Origin of the sequence: Halorhabdus salina (assembly GCF_013839425.1) — an archaeon.
GTDB lineage: Archaea > Halobacteriota > Halobacteria > Halobacteriales > Haloarculaceae > Halorhabdus > Halorhabdus salina.
Genome location: NZ_JACDNP010000003.1, coordinates 287,639 through 303,729, shown reverse-complemented (window position 1 = coordinate 303,729; position 16,091 = coordinate 287,639). Strand labels below are relative to the sequence as shown.

Annotated in this window: 16 protein-coding genes; 3 read left to right on the top strand and 13 right to left on the bottom strand. The window is 63.1% G+C overall.

Going from position 1 to position 16,091, the window contains the following annotated elements; all coding sequences use genetic code 11:
• Positions 1-217: 217 nt before the first annotated feature.
• The 3 genes from HZR20_RS06160 to HZR20_RS06150 all read right to left on the bottom strand — a co-directional run bounded on the left by HZR20_RS06160 (position 218) and on the right by HZR20_RS06150 (position 4,610).
• Positions 218-1,315 carry a Gfo/Idh/MocA family protein gene (locus HZR20_RS06160; protein ID WP_258560369.1) on the bottom strand — a complete coding sequence of 366 codons (1,098 nt, stop codon included), beginning with the start codon at positions 1,313-1,315 and terminating at the stop codon, positions 218-220.
• A gap of 67 nt (positions 1,316-1,382) precedes the next feature.
• Positions 1,383-2,756: an ATP-binding protein gene (locus HZR20_RS06155; RefSeq protein WP_181685706.1), complete on the bottom strand. Its 1,374-nt coding sequence runs from the start codon at positions 2,754-2,756 to the stop codon at positions 1,383-1,385.
• 75 nt (positions 2,757-2,831) lie between these two features.
• A complete protein-coding gene (locus tag HZR20_RS06150) occupies positions 2,832-4,610 on the bottom strand; it encodes a PAS domain S-box protein (RefSeq protein WP_181685705.1) in 1,779 nt (592 codons plus the stop codon).
• Positions 4,611-4,910: 300 nt separating this feature from the next.
• On the opposite strand from HZR20_RS06150, the gene HZR20_RS06145 reads away from it, so the two are divergent.
• Together HZR20_RS06145 and HZR20_RS06140 are read left to right on the top strand one after the other, a co-directional pair.
• Complete coding sequence (locus tag HZR20_RS06145) at positions 4,911-5,930, top strand: phosphoribosylaminoimidazolesuccinocarboxamide synthase (protein ID WP_181685704.1); 1,020 nt, start codon at positions 4,911-4,913, stop codon at positions 5,928-5,930.
• A gap of 311 nt (positions 5,931-6,241) precedes the next feature.
• The gene (locus HZR20_RS06140; protein WP_181685703.1) at positions 6,242-6,463 is read left to right on the top strand and encodes a hypothetical protein; all 222 of its coding nucleotides are present in this window, start codon (positions 6,242-6,244) and stop codon (positions 6,461-6,463) included.
• Between the two features lie 53 nt (positions 6,464-6,516).
• Here the strand turns inward: HZR20_RS06140 and HZR20_RS06135 are convergent, their stop codons facing one another.
• The 5 genes from HZR20_RS06135 to HZR20_RS06115 form a co-directional block, all read right to left on the bottom strand.
• The gene (locus HZR20_RS06135) at positions 6,517-7,491 is read right to left on the bottom strand and encodes a formyltetrahydrofolate deformylase (protein ID WP_181685702.1); all 975 of its coding nucleotides are present in this window, start codon (positions 7,489-7,491) and stop codon (positions 6,517-6,519) included.
• Positions 7,492-7,565: 74 nt separating this feature from the next.
• On the bottom strand, positions 7,566-9,446 hold the full coding sequence (locus tag HZR20_RS06130) for an NADH-quinone oxidoreductase subunit 5 family protein (protein ID WP_181685701.1): 1,881 nt from the start codon (positions 9,444-9,446) through the stop codon (positions 7,566-7,568).
• Positions 9,440-9,724 carry an NADH-quinone oxidoreductase subunit K gene (locus HZR20_RS06125; protein ID WP_181685700.1) on the bottom strand — a complete coding sequence of 95 codons (285 nt, stop codon included), beginning with the start codon at positions 9,722-9,724 and terminating at the stop codon, positions 9,440-9,442. Before HZR20_RS06125 ends, HZR20_RS06130 begins: the two co-directional genes overlap by 7 nt.
• A complete protein-coding gene (locus HZR20_RS06120; protein ID WP_181685699.1) occupies positions 9,721-10,260 on the bottom strand; it encodes an NADH-quinone oxidoreductase subunit J in 540 nt (179 codons plus the stop codon). Before HZR20_RS06120 ends, HZR20_RS06125 begins: the two co-directional genes overlap by 4 nt.
• Complete coding sequence (locus HZR20_RS06115) at positions 10,257-11,756, bottom strand: complex I subunit 5 family protein (RefSeq protein ID WP_181685698.1); 1,500 nt, start codon at positions 11,754-11,756, stop codon at positions 10,257-10,259. Before HZR20_RS06115 ends, HZR20_RS06120 begins: the two co-directional genes overlap by 4 nt.
• A 196-nt stretch (positions 11,757-11,952) precedes the next feature.
• Here HZR20_RS06115 and HZR20_RS06110 point away from each other — a divergent pair, with 196 nt between their 5' ends.
• Positions 11,953-12,435: a hydrogenase maturation protease gene (locus HZR20_RS06110; RefSeq protein WP_181685697.1), complete on the top strand. Its 483-nt coding sequence runs from the start codon at positions 11,953-11,955 to the stop codon at positions 12,433-12,435.
• A 6-nt stretch (positions 12,436-12,441) separates the two neighbouring features.
• Here HZR20_RS06110 and HZR20_RS06105 read toward each other — a convergent pair whose 3' ends face one another.
• The 5 genes from HZR20_RS06105 to HZR20_RS06085 are packed head-to-tail and all read right to left on the bottom strand — an operon-like array spanning position 12,442 to position 16,090.
• Entirely contained in the window at positions 12,442-12,801 is a 360-nt protein-coding gene (locus tag HZR20_RS06105) for a 4Fe-4S dicluster domain-containing protein (protein WP_181685696.1), read from the bottom strand.
• Complete coding sequence (locus HZR20_RS06100) at positions 12,798-13,787, bottom strand: complex I subunit 1/NuoH family protein (protein ID WP_181685695.1); 990 nt, start codon at positions 13,785-13,787, stop codon at positions 12,798-12,800. The genes HZR20_RS06105 and HZR20_RS06100 overlap by 4 nt, the downstream gene beginning before the upstream one ends.
• Positions 13,784-15,061, bottom strand: a complete 1,278-nt coding sequence (locus HZR20_RS06095; RefSeq protein WP_181685694.1) for a hydrogenase large subunit — start codon at positions 15,059-15,061, stop codon at positions 13,784-13,786. Before HZR20_RS06095 ends, HZR20_RS06100 begins: the two co-directional genes overlap by 4 nt.
• Positions 15,061-15,534, bottom strand: a complete 474-nt coding sequence (locus HZR20_RS06090; protein WP_181685693.1) for an NADH-quinone oxidoreductase subunit C — start codon at positions 15,532-15,534, stop codon at positions 15,061-15,063. Before HZR20_RS06090 ends, HZR20_RS06095 begins: the two co-directional genes overlap by 1 nt.
• Positions 15,509-16,090, bottom strand: a complete 582-nt coding sequence (locus HZR20_RS06085) for an NADH-quinone oxidoreductase subunit B family protein (RefSeq protein ID WP_181685692.1) — start codon at positions 16,088-16,090, stop codon at positions 15,509-15,511. Before HZR20_RS06085 ends, HZR20_RS06090 begins: the two co-directional genes overlap by 26 nt.
• Position 16,091: the final 1 nt, after the last annotated feature.

The following is a 16,091-nucleotide window of genomic DNA, read 5'->3' as shown; positions in this document are numbered from 1 at the left end:
AAGTATACGATTGGAGAACACGTGCACTCTTCGCGGAGCGTCGCCACAACACCCTTCGAACGCCTCGGCGAACGGTCGATCGACGGTCTAGAAGACCTACGCGGACTCGGACCGAGCCGTACAGAAAGGCTGGGCCTGCTAGGAGCCAAACGTTTCCCGGGAGTTCCTCACAGATCGATAGCAGTCGATTCTGAGCGCTCGGCGATCTCCTCGCTGGTCAGTTCCCGGCCGGCATCTGCCGCCAGGTAGATCCTTCCATGATCCGCATGGCGTTCAGCGCCAGCCCGGCCGTGTCGATCGGATTTTCGGCCCGGCCGTCGATCGTCTCGATCCAGTGGTGGAACTGGCCGATGTCCCGCTCGAAGTCGTAGCCACTCTCACTCTCTAAGAGTGCCTGGCGGGCCTCGTACCCGTCGAGGTCGATCGAAACCGTCGCCTCGTAGTCCTCGGTCGTCGTGTAGAACTCGAAGGGATCGAGCTGGAGCCCGCCCTGCGTCCCGGCGATGACGTTCGGGCGATCGGGCAGGAACATGTGCCAGGCGGCCCGGAGTTCCAGTACCGACCCGTCTGCCAGGTGGGCCCACCCGACGCCCGCATCCTCGACGTCGTAGCCCGACGAGGCCAGCCGGTCGGTATATTTCTCCTGATTCTCGCCGACGAGGTCGGCGTCGTAGGTGGCCTCAGTGTGTTCGAACGTTTCCCCGCCAACCCGTTCGACGCGGGCGTTTCCGAGCAGGTAGAGCAACTGGCCAAGGACGTAGGTCCCGACGTCGATGACAGGGCCACCGCCGGCCGATTCCTTCGAGACAAATGCCGGCGTGCCGTAGCCATCGACGAACGGTCGGCCGCGCCGCCGAGAAAAGACACCGCGAGCGTAGTACGGCTCACCGAGATCACCCCCCTCGATGAGCGTCTTTCCGGCACGCGTCTCGGGCGAAAACAGCTCGTTGTTCTGGACGCCGAGTTCGATTCCCGCATCCTCGGCAGCGTCGACCATCGCCGCGGCGTCGGCGTACGTCGCGGCCAACGGTTTCTCACAGAAGGCGTCGACGCCGGCCGCGGCCGCCGCTTCGACGATGGGCCGATGCAAGTTGTTGTGTAGACAGACACTGATCGCGTCGAGGGTTGCGTCGTCCAGCATCGCCAGCGCGTCCTCGTAGACGGCCGGAACGTCGAATTCCCCGGCGAGTTCGATTGCTGCCTCGCGGTCGACATCGGCGACGGCGACGACCGAGGCCGCCTCGAGTTCCTCGTACTCGCCTGCATGGTGGTGACCGCGATCGCCGGCACCGACGAGACCGATCTCGATTGCCATAGCCAACTCACCCGGGCATCGAGAATAAGCGTTGGGTCGGCGTGAGACTCATCGCTCCCGGTTTCGATCAGTCCTGGGCGGGGTCTGCGTGCTCGACGTGGTCGTGATCGTCGTGCTCGTGGTCGTGTTCGTCCTCACTCGCATCCGGGGTTCCGCCCGCGACCAGCGCGTCGTGATCGCCCTCGATCATGTCGAGGTTTTTGAGATTGTCCCGCTCCTCGAAGTTGGCGACGGCGTCTTCGAGGTCAGTCTGGGTGAGCGTCGTCCGCTCTTCGGTCAGTGCGTTCAGGACAGCTTCTCGGAGAACGAGTCGAAGGTCACTGCCGGTCAGGCCCTCGGTCATGGCCGCGAGTCCCGCGGGATCGAAGTCGTCAATCTCCATGTCGCGGGTGACGACCCGGAGGATATCCGCTCGCATCTGGTCGTCCGGTTTGGGGAAGTTGACAATCTCGTCGAAGCGTCGCCAGGCCGCGGCGTCGAGTTGATCCGGGTGATTGGTCGCACCGATCAGGAGCACGTCGTCCTGGATCAGACTCACCTCGTCGATCGATTTCAGGAGCGTGTTCACAGCGCGCTTGATCGCGGCGTGTTCGTCGCTGGCCCGGGTCTTGGCGACGAAGTCGAACTCGTCCATGAAGAGGATACACGGAGAGAGGCGCTTGGCCACCTCGAAGGTCTTCTCGACGTTTTTGGCGGTCTCGCCGAGGTACTGGGAGGTAATCATCGAGAGTTTGACTTCGACGAACGGCAGGTCGAGGTCGTGGGCCAGCGCGCGGGCGACACTCGTTTTCCCTGTCCCTGGCGGGCCGACGAACAGAAGTTTGCCGATCTCCCGGAGCCCGATCTTCGCGAGATACTCGCGGTGTTCGATGGCCTTGACAAGTTTGTTGATCTCGTCTTCTTGGTCCGTCGTGAGGACGAGTTCGTCGAGGGTCATCTCGACTTCCTCTGGGGCGCGGATCTCCACCAGATCGAGCATCTCCTCCTCTTCTTCCTCGGCGAAATACTCTTCGAGCAGGCTGTCGATCCAGGCCCGATCGGCCCGTGCGGGGCGGATCTGTTCGCGGGCACGCTCGTACGTCACGTCTTCGAAGCGATCCTCGAAGGCCGCTGCAAGCGTCGGATTCTCGAGCAGGTCTTTGGCGTCAATGCGCTTTTCGAGCCACTCTTCGGCCATCTCTCGATCGGTAAATTCGATCTCGCCGGTGAACTCGTCACGGTCGGTGAACATCAGTTCCGAGACGGCCGCCCAGGGTCGCTCGACGCCGGCCGCTTCCCGTGCCGCTTCAGCGGTCGCGACGACCGGTCGCTCGATCGTCCCATCTTCCCAGAACACCGCCCGATATTCGGGTGGCAGATCGTCGGGTTCGAGGTCATCCTGATCGGTGTAGATGGCTGCTGTCAGGACGAACTCGACGACGTCACGCTCCGGATTGGTCATCTCCGGGCCATTGTAGCGCGATCGACATAAGCCACTCGAAGCGGGACGCGATGCCTACCGCGGGTAGTGGCCCAGTCAGTCGCCGGCTCTCGTCGATTCCAGACCAGTGAATTCGAAGCGGACGCCCCCTTGCTCGCATTCACTCACGTCGACGCTCCAGCCGTGGGCCTGGGCGACTGATTCGACGATACTCAGCCCCAGTCCTGAGCCACCCTCCCGGGTCGAGTATCCTGCCTCGAAAACGGCCTCTCGGTCTGCCGGTGGGATCCCTGGGCCGTCGTCGGCGACGAAAAACCCGTCCGGGCGGTCACCGACCACGACAGTCACGCCGGTCTCGCCGTGCTCCACGGCGTTTCGGTAGAGATTCTCGAGTAGCTCCTTGAGTCGTCCCGGATCAGCCTCGATCTCTCTGTCTGTCTCGATTCGCAATGTCGCGTCGGCCGTACTCACTGTCTGCCAGCACGCTCGCGCGACCGACGCCAGTTCGAGGGTCTCGATGGCCTCGGGATCGACGGTTTGGCCTTTTCGGACGAGCGTCAGGACGTCTTCGATGATCTCGTCGATCCGGGCAAGCGCTCGGTCGGCGGAGGCCAGGTGGTCGGATTCGCTGTCTTCTCTGGCCAGTTCGAGTCGGCCCATCGCCACTTCCAGGGGCGTCCGGAGATCGTGACTCAACACGCTTGCGAACTCTTCGAGGCGCTCCTTTTCGGCTTTGAGTTCCTGTTCGCGTGCTTTGCGGCCGGTGATGTCACGGGCGATGGTGACGCGATACGTGTCGGTCCCGGCCGAGACCGTCGACGCCACTATTTCGACGGGTATCTCGCTGCCGTCCTTGCGTTCGTGGGTGGTTTCGACGTGGAGGCGTTGGTCATCATCCTCCCGCCCGATGTACCGCTGGAACGCCGATTGGTCTTCGAAGAAGGTCGAAATTTCCCAGGCCCCAGCCCCCTCCAACTCCGAGCGTTCGTATCCGAGTCGGTCGCAGGCGGCCTCGTTGACGTCCTCGATCACGCCCGTTTCCGCATCGATAACGAAGATTCCGTCCTGGGCGTGGTCGATCATCTCCCGGAAGAGTTCCAGTTCGGACTGTCGTTCCCGTCGTCCCGTGATGTCTTCGAAAACCGTGGCGAACTGATTTCCGTCCGGTGCGTACGCGGCTACGCTGAACCACGATTCGAACGGCTCGAAGTACGTCTCGAATGTCACGGATTCGCCAGTCTCGACGACATCCGCATATTGATCGAGATACGGTGGTGGGTCCTGCTCGAAGAATGTCGACGCATGGGCCGGCAACGCCCGTGGCGAATCGATATCGAGCATATCACGGCCGGCCGGGTTCACCTCCATCAATTCGTAGTCGATTGGTGTTCCGTCGTCGTCTCTAACCAGCCGATGTAATGCGACCCCCTCGTTGATATGTTTGAACAGCCGCTCGTATTCGCGGCGGTCTTGGGCGGCCTGTCGCTCGGCGTTGCGAGCCATGATACTTTCGTCGATCGCTGTAGCCAGTGAGGATACGTCGTCTTCGACCTCCTGGACTCGGCGAAATCGATCGGCACCGGCGTTCAGCGCGTCTATCACTGTCTGCTCGGCTGGATTGTCCACGACGAGAACGAACGGCGTCGGGTCGGTAACTCGCGACCGGAGACGGCGGAGAAATGTGATTCCGGCACCGCTCCCGTCGTCCACGGTGACGATACAATCTATATCGCCAGCCGTGACGGCTTCTAGGGCCGGTTCGATGCATGTCTTCGTAAGCACGTCGTATCCGTCGATATTGGCGAGTTGCTTCCCGATCTCCCGATCGGCAGCGGGAGCAGGAACGTGGAGTATGTGAACGTCTTGGGAGCTCATTGTAGAACGGGGCGATATGCGATGAGTGCGCCTATCGATCTCGATAACAAAAGCCACTTGTATAAATGTATCTCACGTTTCAGCCAGTCCGTTCGAATAGATAAAGCTGTAATGACCGCTTGGTTTTCTAACGCCCTCTCGTGATCCAGGGCAACACACGCGTTTGTGATGGGATAGGCAGTTACCGCTCGAAGCTGTTCCGGAGACGCACATGCGTTGAACGGGCGTGCACTCGACGGCGATGTGCCCGGCCGGTAGGATGTGCAACCTCTAAGGGTGCCGGCCCGGAACGCCGATTCGATGACCAGCGTCAAGGAGTTCCGGATCGACGAGGAACCGACGGCGACCGGGTTGGGTCGGGGCGCGTTCGTCTTCACCGACGACTACTCGGTGTTCGACTGGGGGAAGATGCCCGACGAAATCCCCGGAAAGGGGGCGTCACTCTGTACGATGGGGGCCTCTAACTTCGACCAACTGGACGCAGCTGGCATAGGCACTCATTACGAGGGTGTCGTCGTCGATGGCGAACAGATGGCCCTCGAAACGGCCATCGAGGCCGGAAAACAGCCCCGCGAGATGGCTATCAGTCTGACACAGGTCCCGGATCTGCCACACGAGACAGGCGGCTACGACTACGATGCCTATCACGACGCGGCGGGCGAGAACTACCTCATCCCGCTGGAGATCGTCTTCCGCAACACCGTCCCCGTCGGTTCGAGCCTTCGGAAGCGCTCGGACCCGGCCGACCACGGTCTCGATTACGAATCGTGGCCCGAGGAGGCCGTCGAACTGACCGACCCGATCGTGGAATTCTCGACGAAGTACGAGGAACAGGATCGGTACCTCTCGGCGGCGGCGGCCGACCGGATCGCCGGCCGTGCCGATATCGATGCTCTCGAAGCTGTCGCCCGCGAGGTCAACGACCTGCTCAATCGCCAGGCTGCCGAGGCAGGCTTCGTCCACGAAGACGGCAAAATCGAGTGTCTCTACTACCAGGGCGAGATCCGGGTCGCTGACGTGGTGGGCACCTTCGATGAGAATCGGTTCTCCTACGATGGGCAGGAAGTCAGCAAGGAAGTCATTCGACAATATCACAAGCGGACCCAATCGGACTGGGTCGGGGCCGTCAGCGACGCGAAGGCGGTGGCGAACGAGCGCGGCGTGGCCGACTGGAAATCACTGTGTGAGCGCCAGCCGGAACCGCTCGAAGAAGATATTATCGACGCCGCAAGCGACCTCTACCAGGCGGGGACGAACGCCTATGTCGGTCGGGATGTCTTCGACGCGCCAGCTATCGAGGACGCGATCGAGCGTGTCTAGGATCTCTGAGCGGACTGTTGCTGTCGCGACTCAGGCGAGCGTCCCGCCACAATCGCCACAGTAGGCGTGATTGCGGTAGGTCGTGGTTGCTTCGAGTTCACAGCCACAGTCCTGACACGTATCGTAGTGGGAGACCTGCATACCCCGACAGCAGGGACGGCCCCGTTTAGCCCTTCCAGAAGGGGCGGGTTCTGCCTGTTTTTAGGCCGGCCAAAAACGAGGGCTTGCGTCGGTCCGTTCGGTGGAATCAGCGTCGAAAATCCATGATGTAGCAATCTTTTTGGGTAGTTCGCGTGTAGCTGTATCCGACTATGGAAGCTGACGAACTACAGGAGTTGCTCGAAACGAACGGTGAACTGATGATCGCGGTCGCGGACTTCGGCCAGCCGCTTGAACTGCACCTTCACGACACGGAGATCGACGGCGACACCGTCCGGCTGGAGCTGACCGACGGCGTCATCACCTTCGATACTGACGCGATCGCTGGCGCGTGGCAGCACACGCACTCGCTGGCCGACCTCGGTCTGGAATAACTCGTTTTCTCCGCTGGAGCGTTATTATCGGCCGATTGGGTTCCAACTGGTCGTCAGTCGTCGGCCTCGCCACCCGTTGAAACAATTTCACCTAACCCATCGATCGGTCGATCGGGATTGAGTTCGTCGATCTTTTCGGGGGCGCCCAGTTGGGCGTCGGTCTCCTCGGGATCGCGCAGCCGAGTCCGACCACGGTGGACGTAGATCTCGTCGTTGAGGTGGAGATCTATCGCCTCCAGTAGTGCCTCGGCCTCTAATGGCTGGCCGATCTGCTGCAGTTCTTCCTCGGTCGCTTCCGGAGGAACGTTGAACACCCGCTGGGTGATGACCGGGCCCTGATCGAGGTCAGTTGTCACGTAGTGGGCGGTCACGCCGGCGATCCGGACTCCCTCCTCGATGGCCTGCATGTACGCCGACGCACCGGGGAAGGAGGGAAGTAGCGAGGGATGGACGTTGATGATCCGACTTTCGTACCGGAAGACGACGTCCGGGCTGAGGATGCGCATGTACCGCGCGAGGACGATCAGGTCCGCGTTGTACTCGGCGAGCAGATCTAAGAGTTCGTCCTCGTCGGGCGTGCCCTTCTCGTCGCCGATGTCGTGGAAAGGGACATCGTACTTCTCGGCGAGCGGTTGGAGATCGGAGTGGTTGCCGATGACCACCTCGACGTCGGCGTCGATATTCCCGCTGGCCCAGGCCTCGAAGATGGCTTCCAGGCAGTGACTCTCCTTGGTCACGAGAACAGCGATAGACTGGGTCTCACGGTCCTCGGGGAACCGGACCGTGATGTCGACTCCGAGATCGTCGGCAAGGTCCTGGAGATCCTCCCGCAGGGTCTCCTCGGTGACGATCATCTCGCTGGTGTCGACCATCGTCGTCATCCGGAAGACGCCCTCCCGGACCGCCTGATCGAGGTCTTCGATGTTGATCCCGCGCTCGAAGAGGAGGGAGGTAACCTCGGCGATCAATCCCGTGGCGTCGTCGCCGACGACGGTGATCTCGGTAAACTCGCGGGTCACGGCCACCACCTCACAGGTCGCGCTGTCGGGCTCATTGTCCAGTCATGGCGGCCACGTGAGCAAAAAGGGTGCGTTTTCGGCCGTCAGATGACGAGCACCACGGCGGCGAGCACTAACGCGACAACGATCCCGACCGCGTTGTAGTTCACGTCACCGGTCTGGATGATGCGCGTCCGGGTACACCACCAGCGGTAGGCCGCGACGAGCTCCTTGTAGAGTCGATCAAAGCCGTAGCCAGCGTCGAGGATGGCAAGCAGCCCGTTCGGCGCGGCGACGTTGATCGGCTCCCGGAAGCGGAACCCGACATAGCCAAAGCCGAGGATCCCGGCCGTCAGGACAGCTGTCCGGGGCGTCAGCGTGTGCTCGAGGAATTCGACGAGCGTGTAGGCGTGGAGGTGACTTGCCGGGAAGTACGTCGCCAGCCCATCGGAGAGCGGTCCGATGGCGAGCCAGGAGGTAACCGTCAGCCCAGCCAACACGGCCAGCGGCCCGGTCATCGCGAGCGGCGATTCCTCGGCACTCGCCGTCGGCTCGGCGACGAACACCAGATAGTAGATCCGGATCGAGTAGACGGCCGTCAAGACGGCCGTGATCGCCAGGACGCCGAAGGCGACCTGCTCGATGGCACTGCCCTCCAGTGCCGTCGAGAGGATCAACTCCTTGCTCCAGAAGCCGTTGAACCCGGGGACGCCGATCAGCCCGAGGATACCCACGAGGAAAGCCGCGTTGGTCAGGGGCATCTGCTCGCGGTTCCCCACGCCCCTATACTCGACCATGTCGACGTGTTTGTGTACCGTCCCACCGATCCCGTAGATGACCGAGCCAGCTGCCAGGAACAGCAGCGCCTTGAAAATCGAGTGGCTCAGGAGGTGATAGCTCGCGGGCAGGACGCCGCCGGCCAGACCGATGGCCGCCGTGACGTACCCCAGCTGGCTGATTGTACAGTAGGCCAGCGCGCGCTTGAAGTCGTTCTCGACGGTTGCGAGCACGGCCGCGAGGAACGCGGTAATCGTCCCGATGGCCAGCACGGCAGTCGCCCACCAGGACACCCCCTCGAAGATGGGGCGCGTCCGAAGCAGGAGGTACAGTCCGGCGTTGACCATACAGGCGGCGTGGATCAGCGCCGTGCTGGTCGTCGGGGCCTCCATCGCGTCGGGTAGCCAGACGTGTAAGGGGAACTGTGCCGATTTGCCCACTGCCGCGAGGATGAACAGCGCGCCGGCGGCGGTAAGCGTCCAGGTCGGCAGCGCGCCGCTTGCAGCCTGGTCGATCAGGCCACGGATCGAGAACGTTCCGCCGCCGACCCACAGCACGGCGATGCCAGCCAGCAGGCCGATGTCGCCAAAGCGGGTCGTGACGAAGGCCTTCACGCCGGCCGCGAAGGAGGTCTCGTCCTCCAGACAGAACGCGATCAGGCCAAACGAACACAGTCCCAGCACTTCCCAGAAGGCGTACAGCGCGACGAGGCTGTCGGTCAACACGAACCCGATCATCCCGCCGACGAACAGCAACGTGAGCGCGTAGTACCGCGTCAGCCCCCCTTCACGTTCCATGAAGCGCGTCGAGAAGACAAGCGCAAGCGCGCCGACGATGCCCGCGATGGTCGCCATTAGCACGCCCAGAACGTCGATATAGAGGCCGAAAGACACGTCGGCCGCCGGCACCCAGGCGACGTCGTACTGGACAACGGCTGGATCACCGGACAGCGCGCGCGGGACAAGCGACAGCGTCAGGCCCGCAGTGACAACCCCGATCAGGACGGCCGTCCCGTTCCGGACGCGATCGCCCGCGGTCGCGACGAACGGCAACACGGCTGCGCCGACAAGCGGTAGGACGATCGCGCCGAGGGCCAGGACGGCCGGTGTCGGCTGTCCGGGTGCCATGACTGCAACGGCGACAAGCAGTGCGCCGGCGACCAGCACGCCGGGCGTCGATACGAGCAACGTCCGTCGGTTCGTTACCATGTCAACCTCCCGAGGGCATCGAGATCAAGCGTTCCGTACTGTCGATACGCCGCGACGGCCACGCCCAGCAGCACGGCGACGACGACGGCATCGATCACGATGAGAATCACGACGATCCCCTGACTGCCGGCTGGATCGGTCGCCACAAAGTTCACGAGGACGCCTTTCGAGGCGAGTTCGACGCCGATCAGCGTCTTCACCACGTTCCGACCGGCGACGATGCTCGCCAGGCCGAGTACTAACAGTGCCACTGCGACGCCATAGGCGAGTGCAGTCATGACTCTCCCTCCTGTTGGCCGCTGGCTCGGTCACCCGGTTGCGTCGCTGTCGTGTCGGTCACGGGGTCGAGCCGTTCAGCCGTCAACCGGACCACGGCGAGGACGCCGACGAACATGAGTATTGTGACGGCGAGCAGATCGACTGACCGACCACTCCACAGTGCCTGGGCGAACGTCGTCCCGGTGGCTGCTTCGCTGGCAACGGGATCGAGGAGTGCCCAGACAGCGATACCGACACCGAGGAGGCCCCCGAGTGCCAGCCCCACCACCGTGAGTTTCCCGCGTTCGATGCGCTCGGCGGTATCAGCCTCGGTCAGGCTGATCACGAACAGGAAGAGGACGGTTATCAGCCCGGCGGCGACGACCGCCTCGAACACCGCTGCGATCGGTGCCCCTGCCAGGAAGAAGTACACCGCGAGAGCGACACTCGCCCCCGACAGCGAGAGGATCGAAACCAGGAAGTCCCGTGCGGCGACCGCGACCAGCCCAAACAGGACCGTAAGGCCGAGGACAGCCGTGGGCAGTTGCTCGATCATGGTGTCACCTCCAGGCCATGCTGCAAGACGTCAGCCGCTGGCCCGACCAGGTCGAGCCCGAAGGCCGGGGCGAGTCCGAGCAGGATCGTCCCGGCAGTCATCGCCAGGATTGGCACGGCGAGTCGCGTGGGCGTCCGGTCGAGCGACGATACGGCGTCAGTCGGGCTATCGAACAAGGCTCCGAGCACCGGAAGATAGTACCCAAGCGACAGGAAGGAGTTGCCAACCACGATGACGGCGAGACCGACGCCGACTGCGCCCGATACCTCGGCGCTCCCGAGGACGATGAACAGTTTGCCCCAGAAGCCCGCGAGCGGCGGGACGCCAGCGAGTGCCAACACGGCGACGGCGATCGCGCCTGCGGCGACCGGCATCCGGTAGCCCACGCCGGCAAGCGCGTCGAGCGTTCGATGCTCGCCCTCGACCCCGGCAAGTCGATAGCCGATCGCGCCAACCGCGAGGAAGGCACCGCCCTTCATGAACGCGTTCGCGAGGACGTGGAACAGGGCGCCGTCGAAGGCGACATCGAACCCGCCGTAGAAGCCGACGCCGAGCCCGAAGACGATGTAGCCGACGTGCGGGATCGACGAATAGGCGAGCAGTCGCTTGAGATCGCGCTGACCCAGCGCGAGGAAGTTGCCGACGGTCATCGTCAGCGCGCCAAGCACCAGTAGCAGGAGACCGACCGAGACGCCATCAGGAACCACCGAGAGCGCCTTGCCCATCGCGACGATCGCAGCCGGCGTCGCCAGGGCTGCAAGCAGTGCGCTCGCGCTCGCCGGCGACTCCGTGTAGGCGTCCGGAAGCCAGGTGTGTAGCGGGACGACCGCTGCCTTGACGCCGAATCCGACGACGAGGAAGAGGACCGCCGCCTCCAGGGGCCCCGGGCCGGTCGTTGCCGTCAGCGCCCCGGACAGTGCGGCGAAGTCGAGAACGCCACCGGTGTGGGCGTAGACGAGCGAAATGCCGAAGATTGCCAGCAGCGAGCCCGCGGCGTTCATGATCACGTATTTGAGACCTGCCTCGACGGCCGTTGCCCGATCGACCGCGAAGGGGACCAGCGCGTAGGTCGCGACGGCCATCACCTCGAAGAAGACGTACAGCGAGAACAGGTCCGCGGAGAGGCCGATCCCGACGACGCCGGCGACGGTCGCGAGAACGAGCGGGAAGTACAGGTCGGCGGCGTCATCGCTGTCGTCACTCCCCATTGCGTGGACGGTCACAGCGAGGCCGACCATGCACGCGATCGTCGAGAGAAAGACACTCAGTGCGGTGACGCGTACGCCGACACCCTCGCCGAACAGGGCGTATTCGATCGGGAGCGATCGCGTCCACAGCAACCAGGTCGACGCCAGTGCGAGCACCAATGCCAGCGCGGCGACGACGCCAGGCCGGGTCGCCGATCGGCCACGCGTGGATCGGCCAGCCAGATAGGCCCCGAGTACACCGCCAAACAGCGCGATCAACGGTGCGATGGCGAGATGTGTGCCACTCACACGACTGCCCTCCCGGAAGTATACATACCGGCAAGTTTGATCGGAATCGGCCTTGAATTATTCGAATTCAGCCGGTACCTTCGTCGGCATCTGTGGAGATATCTATCGTGATGGACTGGCCCAGGACGACTCAGAGACTGTCTTCAATCCGTGGTCTATCGGATCGCTTTAGAGGTTGTGTGCCGTTTCGAGCAGTGTGGCAGAACCACCCTCGATCGATTCAAGCGAGCGCGTCGCCGTCCTCGGGATCGGGTCGGCACTGCGTGGTGACGACGCCGTCGGCCTCGAACTGCTCAGGCGATTGGAATCGCGGGCAGCACCCTCCGAAGACGACCGGCTGCTGTTCGTCGAGGGCGGGGTCGCTCCGGAGAACCACACCGGCGTAATCAGGCGATTCGATCCGGACTGGATCGTCCTCATTGATGCCGTCGCGTTCGACGCCGATCCCGGCTCGGGTAAGTGGGTCGATCCGGATGACCTCGGCGGTGAATCGTTCTCTTCGCATAAGTCGACGCCAGCGATGTTACGAACGTTTCTCGCACGCGAGACCGGGGCCCAGGTCGTGCTGTTCGGCGTCCAGCCTGCGGCTATTGAATCGGAGAGTGAACTGTCATCGGCGCTGACAGAATGTCTCGGCGAACTAGTAGAACGGCTGGCCCAGGCGATCGAGACGGGCTGATACCGCTCACCGATCGAACGTGTAGCTTTCTTCGAAACTCGGCTTTTCACTGTCGGCCAGTTCGAATTTCTGGCCCATGACGATCGCATCGGTCGGGCAGGATTCCTCACATTGGCCACAGAACATGCACTTGGCGACATCGTAACTCCAGGTGACGTTGCCGTCCGCGTCGGTCTCGACCGTGATCGCGTCGGCCGCACAGTGGCGTTCGCACATGCCACAGCCCGTACAGGGTTCGGGCTCGAACTCGACGGCCCCGCGGAACCGATCGGGCATCGTCCGCTTGTTCTTCGGGTACGATACGGTCGCGCGGTCTTTGCCCAGCGTTTTGAGTGCTTCTGGGATGAGTTTGCCTGGAATGCTCATGGGATCAGTCCCTCCGTGTACAGTCCGACCAGCAGGACGACGGCGATCTGGGAAAGCGCCACCGGGACGAGCACCCGATAGAAGACGCTGACCATCTGCTCGATTCGTAGCCGGGCGACGACGGCCTTCAGCACCGTCAACAGCGCGATCACCGCGAGGGTCTTCACGAGGAAGACCACCACGCCAGCGGCGACCCCCGCGAACCCTTCGATCGACCCTGCCGGGTACGGGCCACCGAGGAACAATGCCGACAGCAGCGCCGCGCCCACGACCAATTCGACGTCTTTCGTGAGGCGGAACAGCGCCAGTTTCCGGCCCGAGTACTCGACGAGCGTCCCCGTCGCCAGTTCCGTCTCGGCTTCGGGAATGTCGAAGGGGATGCGTTCGAGTTTGGCTTGCAGGGAGAGGAGGGCGATCGCAAAGGCCGGCAGCAGGACGAGGACGTACCAGGGGTTCGCGCCGATGAACGCGGTGATCTCGGAGGTCGACAGCGACCCGGCAGCAACGGCGGGCGCAAATGCCGCCAGGAAGAACGGGATCTCGTAGCCGAACAGTTGCGTGATCGTCCGGGTGGTCCCGATCCGGCTGAAGACGTTCCCGGAGTACCAGCCGCCGAAAAACAGCGAGAACGACGGCAACGAGAGGAGGAAAAGGACGACGACAAGGTCGCCCTCGAAGGCGAAGGCGGCCTGTTCGGTCCAGACTGGGATGTACAACATCGCGGTGAACACGCCAGCTAGTCCCGTCAACGGGGCGGCGTTGTAGATTCGGGCAGTCGCGTTATCGGGGACGACCGATTCCTTCGAGAGTAGCTTCAGGAAGTCCGCGAGTGGCTGTAGCGGCGGCGGGCCGACGCGATTTTGCAGGCGCGCGTACAGCTTCCGGTCGAGGAACTCCGCGGTCAACCCGTAGGCGAACAGGAACGCGAACCCGGGAAACACCAGCAGGTAGAGCAACCCGGTCGCCAGATCGAGTTCCAGGCTCACGGTCGCTCACCTTCCGTGCCGTCGGTTGCCGTTCGGCCCTCGCCCGCTGTCGACGGTCGCTCGACGTTGCCGCGCTCGTCGTACCAATCGATGCCGTACTCCCGGAGTTCGTCCAGATCGAAGGCGTTCTCGCCGCCGTGGCTGCCGTCGGTCTCGACGCCGATCCGGGAGGTACAGCTGATACAGGGGTCGATCCCGGCGACGACGATCGGCGTGTCGGCGATGTAACTCCCCTTCAGGGACTCGACGACGGTCGGCCAGTTGGCCAGCGTCGGCACGCGAATGTGGACGCGGGCGGGCGTGTCCGTCCCATCCGAGCGGATGTAGTGGATCAACTCCCCGCGGGGTGCCTCGTAGCGGCTGACGGCGTCGTCTTCGGGCACCTGGGCGAGCAATGCCTGGGGTGGTTTTGCGCTGGCTTTGAGGTCACCCTCCGGGATCCGTTCGGCGACCTGTCGGATGATCCGAATCGCCTGGGCAATCTCGCCGATCCGGACGACCGTCCGGGCCAGCAGGTCGCCCCGGTCGTCGGTGATCACGTCGAAGTCCACGTCGTCGTAGGCGGCATACGGCGCGTCCTTGCGGACGTCCGTGGGGACGCCAGAAGCCCGACCGACGGCCCCGACCGCACAGTATTCGCGGGCAAGATCCTTCGGGACGACGCCGACGTTCTCACAGCGCATCCGGACGGTTTGCTCGTTCGGGACCGTTTCCTGGTAAAAGTCGATCCGTTCTTGGAGATCGTCCATGCCCGCAAGGATCGTCTCACGTTGGTCGTCGGTCAGATCCTCCCGGACGCCGCCGATCGTGTTGATCGAGTAGTGAACCCGGTTGCCCGTAATTTCTTCGAGGAGATCCATCACGATCTCCCGATCGCGCCAGGCGTACTGCCAGAGCGTGTCGAAGCCGATCTCGTGGCCGGCGACGCCGAGCCAGAGCATGTGGCTGTGGATGCGCTCGAGTTCGCCGATCAATGTCCGGATGTATCGGGCACGGGGTGGCACGTCCAGATCCAGCAGTTCCTCGACGCCCTGCGTGAACGCAGAGGTGTGGGCGTGTGAGCAAATCCCACAGATCCGTTCGAGGAGATAGATGTTCTCGATGTAGGAGTTACCCAGCACGGCTTGCTCGATGCCGCGGTGATTGTACGAGAGTTTCATCTCCGCGCCGGTGATGACCTCGCCGTCGACGTTCAGGGTGAAGTTTGCAGGCTCTTTCAGCGAGGGGTGCTGGGGGCCGACCGGAATCTCCGTGCCCGCTTTCTGCTCGGACATTAGTCGGTCACCTCCACGTTCTCGGCCCGAAGCGGTGGCCCACCGTCGTAGTCGTCGGGCAACAGCAGCTTCTTGGGGTTGGGATGGCCCGTCACCTCGACGCCGAGCATGTCCATTAGTTCACGCTCATAGAGGCCGGCGGCCGGAATCTGGTCGGTGATCGTCCCGATCGTCGGGTCGTCGTCCGGCACGATCGCTCGGAGTGTGAGTTCGACACCCTCACTCAGATCGCCCGCGTCGTACTCGCCGTACTTGAGGAAGTGATACAGGACGTCGACCTGTTCGTCGCTGTCGACGCCGGTGATCGTGATCAAGTGCGTAATTCCGGCGTCCCGAAGCGTGGCGACGGCGTCATCGAGGTCTGTCCGGTCGCCGAGAACGAACTCCAGACGGCCGTCATCGCGCTCGCTCGAGGCGGCGATTATGTCGGCCAACTCCTCGTCGAGGTTACGCTTCAACTGGCTCTGGTTCATCTGTTCCCTCCTCCGGATTGTCGTCTGTGTCGATTTCGGCGGTCGATTCGTCGGCGGCCGGGACGGCCTCGTCGATCCGAGCGCCTTCCTCGACGATCTCGGGTTTGGCCTCGGCAAGCCGTTCGGCCTGTGCGTCCTGGCCGGCTTCTTCGAGTAGTTTGACGATTCCGTCGATCAGTGCCTCCGGCGAGGTTGGACAGCCAGGGACGTACATGTCCACCGGGATGACATCGTCGACGCCCTCGTGACAATTGTAACAGTCATGGAAGACACCGCCCGTCGAGGCACAGGAACCGGCGGCGATCACCAGCTTCGGCTCGGGCATTTGCTCATAGACACGCTTCAGCCGGGGTGCCATCTGTTTGGTGACGGGACCAGTCGCGACGAGGATGTCGGCATGTCGCGGTGTGTCTTTCTTGAGGATGCCGAACCGCTCGATGTCGTAGCGCGGCATCAACGCATCGAGAGTCTCGATATCACAGCCGTTGCAACTCCCGCAGTTGAGGTGGAGTATCCACGGCGATCGGTTCCGTGCCCAGTCGATAATGCGTCCCATA

What these genes read in the sequence shown, in the direction of transcription:
- HZR20_RS06160 (WP_258560369.1), bottom strand. Translation starts at nt 1,315, where the DNA reads ATGGCAATCGAGATCGGTCTCGTCGGTGCCGGCGATCGCGGTCACCAC.
- HZR20_RS06155 (WP_181685706.1), bottom strand. Translation starts at nt 2,756, where the DNA reads ATGACCAATCCGGAGCGTGACGTCGTCGAGTTCGTCCTGACAGCAGCC.
- HZR20_RS06150 (WP_181685705.1), bottom strand. Translation starts at nt 4,610, where the DNA reads ATGAGCTCCCAAGACGTTCACATACTCCACGTTCCTGCTCCCGCTGCC.
- HZR20_RS06145 (WP_181685704.1), top strand. Translation starts at nt 4,911, where the DNA reads ATGACCAGCGTCAAGGAGTTCCGGATCGACGAGGAACCGACGGCGACC.
- HZR20_RS06140 (WP_181685703.1), top strand. Translation starts at nt 6,242, where the DNA reads ATGGAAGCTGACGAACTACAGGAGTTGCTCGAAACGAACGGTGAACTG.
- HZR20_RS06130 (WP_181685701.1), bottom strand. Translation starts at nt 9,446, where the DNA reads ATGGTAACGAACCGACGGACGTTGCTCGTATCGACGCCCGGCGTGCTG.
- HZR20_RS06125 (WP_181685700.1), bottom strand. Translation starts at nt 9,724, where the DNA reads ATGACTGCACTCGCCTATGGCGTCGCAGTGGCACTGTTAGTACTCGGC.
- HZR20_RS06120 (WP_181685699.1), bottom strand. Translation starts at nt 10,260, where the DNA reads ATGATCGAGCAACTGCCCACGGCTGTCCTCGGCCTTACGGTCCTGTTT.
- HZR20_RS06105 (WP_181685696.1), bottom strand. Translation starts at nt 12,801, where the DNA reads ATGAGCATTCCAGGCAAACTCATCCCAGAAGCACTCAAAACGCTGGGC.
- HZR20_RS06095 (WP_181685694.1), bottom strand. Translation starts at nt 15,061, where the DNA reads ATGTCCGAGCAGAAAGCGGGCACGGAGATTCCGGTCGGCCCCCAGCAC.
- HZR20_RS06090 (WP_181685693.1), bottom strand. Translation starts at nt 15,534, where the DNA reads ATGAACCAGAGCCAGTTGAAGCGTAACCTCGACGAGGAGTTGGCCGAC.
- HZR20_RS06085 (WP_181685692.1), bottom strand. Translation starts at nt 16,090, where the DNA reads ATGGGACGCATTATCGACTGGGCACGGAACCGATCGCCGTGGATACTC.